The sequence below is a fragment of the Candidatus Cloacimonadota bacterium genome (genome assembly GCA_011372345.1).
Classification (GTDB): Bacteria; Cloacimonadota; Cloacimonadia; order Cloacimonadales; family TCS61; genus DRTC01.
This window is the reverse complement of sequence record DRTC01000550.1, coordinates 1-9,845: the sequence shown is the minus strand read 5'-3', so window position 1 is coordinate 9,845 and position 9,845 is coordinate 1. Positions and strand designations below refer to the sequence as shown.

Sequence of the window (9,845 nt, the reverse complement as noted above, 5' to 3'; positions counted from 1 at the left end):
GTTTCTGAAAACTGATCGCTGTAATCATATTTATAGGACCACTTCAAGTAAGGAAGATCCGGGTATTCCATTGCCTGTCCATGACCATAAGCAGGCATTCCCCAATCAAGTAATTTATCGAATTTGCTTTTAAAGAGCCATTTCAATATCTTTGAAATTTTATGTGTTATCACCCCCACAACTTTTATAATTGTCCGGATATCCCGAATATCATTAACTTTACTCAATAAACCGGAAAATCCCTGATGCGAAAAAGTGTCGGCAAATGGATGCAGAACCATCCCGAATTTTACCAGATCATTTTCCTTTTTCACCTCTTTTAAAATTTTTAAGATAACACGAGATTCCTGTTTACACCGCAATTTTTTCACGAAACTTTTTCCGTCACAACCGGGGACAAAATGAAATGCACAAGTATTATTTGTCATCGCTGAAAAATTGAAAGTCTTGATCTTGAAATAAGAATGACAGGTTGCCATGTTGAAAAAAGCAGGTTTATCATCGATGATGTCATGTTCGATATTATCAGGATTTCCTTTGATGATGATATGGTTTATTTTTGAATCGTCTACAAATTGAGAGGAATAAGCAATAATTTGAGCAGCATCTTTTTGGAAACCAACTGCTCGTGCAAAAGCTAGAACAGCATAATAATGTGCGTCTTTTTTCATTTATTTCTCCAGATTAAAATTTGCCGCAGATTCACAGAGAACAGGGAGAGAAAGAAAAATAATTTGTAGAAAGACATTAATAATACTAATCTCTTTCTCAAAAGATAAAGAGCTTTTTGATAAAAGATCAAGAGCTTTTCTCCTCCATCTTTTTGTTCAGTTTTTCAATCCCTTTCTTAAATCCCAGGAAGCCGGCAACAGAAACAACACCGGTTATAATCAAATGCAGTAATAATCGAATAGGTTTTTTCATATTAAAATCACCCGCGAAATACACGAAATAACGCTAAAATATAAGCAAATTCTCTGTGCTCTCCGTGACTCTGTGGCAAGTTTTCTAATGACTATTCCTCTGCTTCTGCCGCTTCCTCTTCTTCATCATGTTTGAAAAGCTCATGGAATCTTTCTTTGCATAAACTGAAATGCTCTTTACAATGTGGACATTTTTTTATGATAAAAATGACTAAACCGATAATGCTTAAAAATAATAACCAGCCGAAAAATTTCTTCATTTGTTACCTCCGGAATTCTGAAGTTTGGTTTTGTTTATGGTTTAAAAATCTTTAGATTTAAATCTTTAATTGCTTTAAAATGCTTTAAATTACTGGTTACAAGAGTTAAATTATTTTCAACAGCAGTCGCAGCAATAATAGCATCTCCTGATCGTAAACCGTTAGACATGGTGTATTCTTCAACATAAATCGAAGCCCTGTGTCCGATATTTTCATTAAGAGGAAGAATAATAAAATCGAAAGAAGTAATAAAACTTTTAACATAATTATGTTGAGCTTTGTTTTGAGCAGTCTGTAAAAGTTCCATATAAGTTTGAATAGACAGGAATCTGTTTTCAGCTTGGTCTATTATTTTTGCAGATTTTTCATTTCCTCGCTGAATCCAGATGAAAATATCAGTATCAAATAGCATTATATCTCACTTTTCGTAATTCCTCCAGTTCTTCCAAAACTGTCTTTTTACTCTCGAATTTTGACATACCGAAAAAAGGATGCTCTTTTATCTTTTTTTGAACTTTACTTTTTGCAGGAAGTATAAATCCTTTTACTTTTCCGCGATATAGCACTGTTATCTTTTCATTTCGATCCAAAGCTTTTAATACTTCATTCATCTTATAACGCAGATCGACTATACTTGCTTCCATAATAATCTCCTATTAATGTATAGTCCTTATATACATCTCATTGAATATTTGTCAATGAAATTTTTAGAATTACTTTTTTGCTTTGATTTTAAGGTGCCAATTTGACTCCTCAAAGTATTAAATTCTTTGAGATTCCGGTAAGAATAATATTTTTTACAGATTACAAATCTGTGCTACATTTCAAACTTCACATTCAATTGCCGCACAGCGAGTGTATCATCGACTCTTTTAACAGGAGTGTTAATTGGAGCATTTTTCAGGATTTCAGGATTATCTTCACTTTCTCTCGCAATTTCAATCATGGCTTCTATGAATTCATCGAGAGTTTCCTTACTTTCTGTTTCGGTCGGTTCGATCATCATTGCTTCCGAAACGATCAGGGGGAAATAGATGGTTGGTGCGTGAAAGCCTTTATCCAGAATGCGTTTAGCAAGATCAAGTGTTTTCACTCCTGATTTTTCCTTCTGCCACTTATTGTTGGCAACAAACTCATGCATACAGAAAATATCTTTATAAGGAATATAATAATGATTTTCCAGTTTTTTCATCACATAATTAGCATTGATCAAGGCATTTTCAGCAACTCTTTTCAAACCTTCCGAACCCAGCATTTTCAGATATATATAAGCTCGGACATTTACCGCAAAATTTCCAAAAAAGGAATGAACTTTTCCGATCGAAGTTTCTTTATGTGAATAATCAAAATAATATTTATTACCGTTTTTGGAAATCATCGGAACTGGCAGGAATTTTGCTAAATCAGATCGAACACCGATTGGTCCCGAACCGGGACCTCCTCCTCCATGCGGAGTTGAGAATGTTTTATGCAGATTATAGTGCATAATATCGAAGCCTATTTCACCGGGTTTTATATATCCCATAAGAGCATTAAAATTCGCTCCATCCATATACATCAAACCGTCAACACTGTGAACAAGTTTAGCAATTTCCTCGATCTGCGTTTCAAAAATTCCGAGAGTATTTGGATTCGTGAGCATAAATCCGGCAACTTTATCATCAATATGTGCCTTCAGATCTTCGATATCGACCATTCCCTTTTCATTGGATTTGATCTCCACCATTTTATATCCGACCAGAGAAACGCTGGCTGGATTAGTTCCATGAGCTGAATCAGGAAGAATGATCTTTTTCTTATGAGAATTTCCTTTCGCTTCATGATAAGCTCGCATTATTTTCAGTCCGGTAAATTCACCATGAGCTCCGGCAACAGGCTGCAAGGTGACATTGGAGAATCCGGAAATTTCTGCTAAATCCTGCTGCAAATCAAACAAAATCCGTAATGCTCCCTGGACTGTATCTTCATCTTGAAACGGATGAAGGTTTAAAATCCCCTTGTTTCTAACTAAAACCTCATTTACTTGAGGATTATATTTCATAGTGCATGAACCGAGCGGATAAAATCCTTTCTCAATGCAGTGATTTTTTTGCGAAAGTTCTAAAAAATGTCGCATTACATCGAGTTCACTGACTTCCGGAAGTTTTGCTTCTTCTTTTCTTAAATAATTTTGAGGAACACAATCCTCCAATTTTAGATTTACATCGCTTTTCGGTAAAGTGTATCCTTTCCGTCCGCTGGAATTTTTTTCAAATATTGTTTTAGACATTGGACACCTCCTTCAATGAATTTACAAATCCATCCAAATCGCATTTCCTTTTCTTCTCGGTAACTGCGACCAAAAGCATATTTTCATAACCGAATTGTTTCATATTGATACCGGCAAAAATATTTTTGTGCTTTAATTTTTGTATAATCTTGCTTGCAGGAATTGGAGTTTTGATAGCAAATTCTTTGAAAAAAGGAGCATCAAAAGCCATGGAAAATCCATCGACCTTACAGATCTTTTCCGCAAGATAGTGGGCTTTGGTGGTTGATTGTTCCGAAACCTCTTTCAAGCCCTGTTTCCCCATCAAGCACATATACACAGTTGCTGCCAGATTACACAAGGCTTGATTTGAACAGATATTGGAAGTAGCTTTTACCCGACGAATATGTTGTTCTCTTGCCTGCAAAGTTAAGCAATACGCTTTATTTCCATCAGAATCGAGGGATGCTCCGACAATTCTTCCGGGCATAGTTCGGGCAAGAGAAAGACTGGTTGCCAGGAATCCGAACAGAGGACCTCCAAAACTCTGAAAATTTCCCAGAGATTGACCTTCACCGACAACAATGTCTGCTTTGTATTCAGCGGGAGAGTTCAATAACGGAAGTGAAAGAGGGTCCACACAAGCAATGAAAAGTGCTTTTTTGCTGGAATGAACGATTGGCTCGATAGCAAAAACATCTTCCAGGTTTCCAAAAAAGTTAGGTGTTTGGATGAGAACACAAGCAGTTTCATCATCGAGTTTGTCCTTCAGAATTTTAAGATCAACAAGACCATTTTTTTCAGGAACCATCACGAGTTCGATCTCAACTCCTTCCGTATAAGCTTTGATAACCTGCAAATAAAGAGGATTTATCGTTTCGGCAATGATAGCTTTGAACTTCTTTGTTTTGCGAACTGCCATCAAAATCGCTTCCGCAGCCGCACTTGCTCCATCATACATACCGGCATTGGAAATTTCCATTCCGGTCAACTCACAGATCAAGGTCTGATATTCATAAATATACTGCAAAGTTCCCTGGCTGACTTCTGCCTGATAAGGAGTGTAAGCTGTTAAAAATTCCGGTCGCGAAATAATACTATCGACTGCAGCAGGAATGAAATGGTCATAAACTCCTGCTCCCAGAAAGGAATTTGCATCATCTGTCGAGATATTTCTGGAAACAAGCTCATTGATCCTGGAAGTAATTTCCAGTTCGGAAAGAGGATTCTCCAAGCAGCAAGGTTCTTGATGGATGAATTTGCCAGGAATATCTTTAAGCAGTTCCTCGAATTTTTTTACTCCGATGGCAGCTAACATTTCCTTCCGTTCTTTGTCAGTATTGGAAATAAAAGGCATTTTCTTTCTCCTTTTTTTAATAAATTTGATTCAGAAAATTAATTGGTATTTTTGTGTCAAATGGAAATGAAAGAAAAGAAAGATATGAAATTAAATTGTTTTCAAACTCGAAACAATCGATAAAATTCCCATCAAAACCAAAAGGACTAATACAACTTTTCGGAAATGCTCTTCCTTTATCTTTTTAGAAAAAACATTTCCAGCAACAACACCAATCACCAAAGCCGGAAAAAACTTTATCGAGTAGTTCAGAACTTGTTCTGAAATCAAACCGGTATAAATATAAACAGGAATTGTGAAAATGTTCAAAATGAAAAAATAGACTGCCAGATTTGCCCTGAAAACCTGTTTATTTACACCTTGATTGGAGAGAAACAAAATTACCGGAGGTCCTCCAATCGAAACACTTCCGCTCAAAATCCCGCTGACAAATCCAATCGGGATCATCGAAACTTTTTCGTGTTTGATCTTCTGCCGAAATCCCAGAAGTAATAATAATCCAAAAACCGTGATGAAAATGCCGATGCATAATTTTATCAAATTATCATTGAAAGTGATCAGAAAATGCGTTCCAATCGGAACTCCGATAATTCCAAAAATCATTAATATCCAAATCCTTTTCAGTTCAAATGCTTTTCTGGCTGAAAAAAAGACGACAATATTGATAATTATGGAATAGAGAACTAAAATCGGAACTGCTGTTTTGGGAGAGAGTAGAAGTGTCAACAAAGGCAGGGAAAGAATCGAAAAGCCGAAACCGGTCAATCCCTGCAGCATAGAAGACGCAAGGATGATGAGCAAGCAGAGAAGGAAGAATTCGATATTCAAATTATATTATTCCTAACATCCATTTATGCAGATCGAACATCTTCAAAAAATGTTCAAAACACCAATCAATAAAATCTTCCGAATAAAACTCTTCAACAATCGGAAATTCTTTTCCTGCCCAGAAACCGTTATAGAGTAGAAATTCAGCATTTTTGTGGTCTTTATCAAATCCACGCGGAACTTTTTTGTAATGTCTGCCGCCAAGTTGGAAATTCTGCTTTTGCAGTTTATCGATGATTTTTCTTAATCCATCACCCTTTTTTTCATCCGCAACTGCGTTCCGGAAATTGTCGCGAATATCGGTTGGAAACATATAAAGTCCGCTTCCGATGAATATTTTGTCTTTATCGATTTGCAGGTAAAACCCAGGACATTCCAGTTTTTTGCGATGTCCTTCCCAGAATAAAATTCCCAGATGTGTTTTGAAAGGTCGCTTATCCGGAGTGAATCGGATATCGCGATAGATCCTGAAAATCGATTTATCTGTTTTGGGAATTGCCTGGATTTCCGGTGAAATGGCTTGCAGTCTTTCTCCGAGATCAATAACAAAACTGCGAGCAGGTTTCATCACAAATTCTTCGTAATCTGATTTGTGATCTGCGAACCATTCTTTGGAATTGTTGTTTGTCAAATCTTCATAAAACTTTATTGAGTCTTTGGAAAATCCTTGGAAATTATTCATTATTCCTTCCTTTCAGTATCGCCATCGTCACGATGGTAAATTATTTATCCTATGTATTCCGAAAAGTCAAAATATATTTATACAATTTCTCGACTTGCAAAGTCGAGTTACACTTTTCACATTTTTCAAAAATGTGCTACATCTACAAACTCAAACTTCTCCCCATCAAACAATCCTTTATCGCTCAACTTCAACTTCGGGATCACGAGCAATGCCATAAACGATAAAGTCATAAATGGTGATGAGAGTTCTGAGCCGAAATCCTTTGCTTTCTTATCCAGTTGAGAATACTTTACAGCAACGATTTCATAATCCATATCAGAAATGATTCCAGCAATGGGTAAAGGTAAGATCATTTCTTCATTTTCTGAAACTGCGCAAATTCCGCCTTTATTTTCGATGATCAAGTTTACTGCTTTTTGGAGCAATTGATCGGAAGTTCCAACTGCAATAATATTGTGCGAATCGTGAGCAACACTGGAAGCGATCGCTCCTTTCTGCAAACCGAAATTCCTGATAAAGCCGATTGCCGGTTTTGTATTTTGATAACGATTCACCACTGTTATTTTCAGAATATCTCTTTCCACATCCGAAACTATATTATCATTGTTTATTTTAGGAGTTTCTATCAGCGAATTTGTAATCAATTGTCCGTCTAACGCTTCGATGACTTTGATCTTTCCTCCTTTGAAAGTAAGGATAAAATCTTCGATTCTTTTCTTTTCTGCTTTGAAATTATTGATGATAATCGAGTTCTGTTTTGGAATTAAAGTTCTACCATTGTCTACAACTAATTCTCCTTTTATATATGTTTTCAGTATATTGAAATTTTTCAAATTATCAATCACCAGGAAATCGGCATCATCACCTTCTCGGAGTAAACCAACCTCGAGATCGTAATGTTTGGTCGGATTCAGGCAAGCGACTCGCAGAACATCCATCAAATCAAAACCTTTCCTAATTGCTCGTTTCACAAGTTCATTAATATGACTTTTCAGTAGATCATCAGGATGTTTGTCATCACTGCAGAACATACATTTTTCAGGATATTTTTTAACGAGCGGGATCAACTCTTCGAAATTTTTCGCAGCAGAACCTTCTCGAATGAGAATCTTCATTCCGAATTTTATTTTTTCTTCCGCTTCCTGGTATGAAAAACATTCGTGATCCGTTAAAATTCCAGCTTCAATGTATTTTTCCAGATTCTTTCCGCTTAATTCGGAAGCGTGTCCATCGATTGGTTTCCCAAGTTTTTTTGCTGCTTTGATTTTCTGCAGAACTTCAGGATCGTCATAAATTACACCCGGAAAATTCATCACTTCTGAAAGATATTTTATCTCATCCATTTTTAGGAGTTCTTCAACTTTTTCAGCATCCAGAACTGCTCCGGAAGTTTCAAAAATAGTTGCCGGAACGCAGGAAGGTGCTCCAAAATAGAATTTGAACGGAATTCGTTTAGCATCTTCCAGCATAAATTTTACGCCTTCGATTCCCAGCACATTAGCAATTTCGTGCGGATCAGAAACAACTGCAACAGTTCCGTGAATTGAAGCAATTCGAGCAAATTCGGAAGGAATCAACATCGAGCTTTCGATGTGAATGTGGGAATCAATGAAACCCGGGATGATGTAATTATTGTATCTCTTATTGGATTTTTGGATTTTTGTTATTTTTCCATTGGAAATCGTTAATGTTCCGGGAAAAATTCTGAAATTTAGAACATCCGCAATATTTCCTGAAATAGACATTTTTTTTACATCCATATTAAATCCTGTATTCTTTTTCCTTTCTGTAAATTTTTTGTCAAAATAAAAAATCATTTTTTAGATTCGACTTGATTAGGCAAATGCCTGACGAGTTAAAGACAAAAAGAATAAGCAAAATTCAATCATTTGAGATTTTTTCACAAACAAGGATGTTTGTGTTACATTTCTTGACACAGAATAAAACCTTAAAAAAATGCCTGCTATGAGAGAATTTGTAATTTTATTTCTGATTATTTTAATGTCATTCAGACTGGCATTTTCTTCTGAAAATGAAGATGTTGTATCTTTCCCTTCAGAGATAGATTCTCTTATAAACAATTCTCAAATCGATTCTCTTGTTTCAGACACATTATTAACAGAGACAATGGAATATGACTCGCTTTTTTATTCAGCAGACAGCATTTTTTATTCCCTGGAAAAAGAGAAGATCGATCTGATCGGAAATGCTTCTATCAAATACCAATCTTCCGATATCAAAGCTGACACGATTACCATCAATATTGCCAAAGATCAGGCTTTTACCAAAGGAAATTCCTATCTGAAAGACGGAGATCAAACCGCTCTCGGAAATGAAATCTATTACGATCTCGAATCGCAATGGGGAATGATCGAAAATGGAGCGAGTAAGTTTGATAAAGGTTATTATTACGGAGAAGAGATCCGCAAAATAGATACAAAAACCTTTGATGTTGATAAAGGAATTTTCACGACCTGTGATGCTTTGCATCCGCATTTTTATATTGGAACGAATAAATTAAGATTGTATCAGAATGATAAGATCGTCGGCAAACCAATCATCTTTTATGTGAACCATTTCCCTGTTTTTGCATTTCCTTTTGGAACATTCACCGTTAAAAGAGGGAGACATACCGGAATTTTAGTTCCTTCTCCCGGCTACAATAAAACTTACGGAAAACATATCGAAAATATCGCTTTTTATTATGCTTACAAAGATTATGCTGATGCGATTTTTTCCTTCGATTATTTTGAGAAAACAGGTTGGGAACTTACTTTTTTCACTCAGTATTTGAAACGCTATCTTTATGATGGAGATTTCACGGTAAAACTTCACAAAAGGACTTCCAGTCCCGAAGTCTCCACTTACGATTGGCTCATGAAAGCACAACACCATCATGATTTCGGGAATCGAACAACTTTTGATGCCAATCTGGAATTTGTCAGCAGTAAGCAGATCTGGGAAGGAAGTTCCAATATAGATGAAAGACTAAGTGAATGGATCAAGTCTTCGCTGGCATATAAAAAACCATTTTTGGGAAATTTTTTGTATATGAATGCCAGTTATAAAGATGATTTTCTTGATGAAACAAAAGATTTAACTTTACCGAAAATCAGTTATTCTCTCCCTTCTAAACCGATTTATGAACTTTTCCTCAAAGACGAAAATTTTGATGAAGATGCCTGGTGGACGGATTTCTCCTATTCATATAACTTCAAAGCTGCTCATATCGGTGATATAAATGATCCGAATGCAGGTTTTAAAGATGTTATCTATAAGGTTAAAAAAGATAGTTCCGGAAGTTATATTAATCAGCATAATGCAGGAGTAAAACATTCCGGAGGTTTGCGATATTCTCATAAACTCAAAGGCTGGTTAGATGTTTCTCAATCTGTTTCTGCAAATGAAGCCTGGTTCGATCGGGATAAAAATGAGAAAAAACTTGTTAGAGGATTCGATTACAGCACTAATTCAGGAATTGGATTTTCGTTATATGGATTAAGAAAATTTCCGGGATTTTATGTTTCTGCTGTCAGGCATATAC

The 9,845-nt window shown here is 35.9% G+C and carries 9 protein-coding genes; 1 reads left to right on the top strand and 8 read right to left on the bottom strand.

The features are described from left to right. From ENL20_10440 to ade, 8 genes are all read right to left on the bottom strand, one after another. Positions 1 to 671: hypothetical protein (locus tag ENL20_10440; GenBank protein ID HHE38975.1), on the bottom strand; the 671-nt coding region annotated here is incomplete at its 3' end. Between the two features lie 546 nt (positions 672 to 1,217). Then, entirely contained in the window at positions 1,218 to 1,595 is a 378-nt protein-coding gene (locus tag ENL20_10435) for a type II toxin-antitoxin system VapC family toxin (protein HHE38974.1), read from the bottom strand. Further along, complete coding sequence (locus ENL20_10430; protein HHE38973.1) at positions 1,585 to 1,827, bottom strand: type II toxin-antitoxin system Phd/YefM family antitoxin; 243 nt, start codon at positions 1,825 to 1,827, stop codon at positions 1,585 to 1,587. The genes ENL20_10435 and ENL20_10430 overlap by 11 nt, the downstream gene beginning before the upstream one ends. Positions 1,828 to 2,000: 173 nt before the next feature. Further along, positions 2,001 to 3,452: a glycine dehydrogenase subunit 2 gene (locus tag ENL20_10425; GenBank protein ID HHE38972.1), complete on the bottom strand. Its 1,452-nt coding sequence runs from the start codon at positions 3,450 to 3,452 to the stop codon at positions 2,001 to 2,003. Further along, positions 3,445 to 4,788 carry an aminomethyl-transferring glycine dehydrogenase subunit GcvPA gene (locus ENL20_10420; protein HHE38971.1) on the bottom strand — a complete coding sequence of 448 codons (1,344 nt, stop codon included), beginning with the start codon at positions 4,786 to 4,788 and terminating at the stop codon, positions 3,445 to 3,447. Before ENL20_10420 ends, ENL20_10425 begins: the two co-directional genes overlap by 8 nt. A gap of 90 nt (positions 4,789 to 4,878) precedes the next feature. After that, the gene (locus tag ENL20_10415; GenBank protein HHE38970.1) at positions 4,879 to 5,616 is read right to left on the bottom strand and encodes a sulfite exporter TauE/SafE family protein; all 738 of its coding nucleotides are present in this window, start codon (positions 5,614 to 5,616) and stop codon (positions 4,879 to 4,881) included. Between the two features lies 1 nt (position 5,617). Next, a complete protein-coding gene (locus tag ENL20_10410) occupies positions 5,618 to 6,298 on the bottom strand; it encodes a DUF2461 domain-containing protein (GenBank protein ID HHE38969.1) in 681 nt (226 codons plus the stop codon). Positions 6,299 to 6,423: 125 nt separating this feature from the next. After that, positions 6,424 to 8,046, bottom strand: coding sequence for an adenine deaminase (gene ade / locus ENL20_10405; protein HHE38968.1), 1,623 nt, complete (start codon positions 8,044 to 8,046; stop codon positions 6,424 to 6,426). 211 nt (positions 8,047 to 8,257) lie between these two features. Between ade and ENL20_10400 the strand changes: the two genes are divergently transcribed. Further along, positions 8,258 to 9,845: LPS-assembly protein LptD (locus ENL20_10400; protein ID HHE38967.1), on the top strand; the 1,588-nt coding region annotated here is incomplete at its 3' end.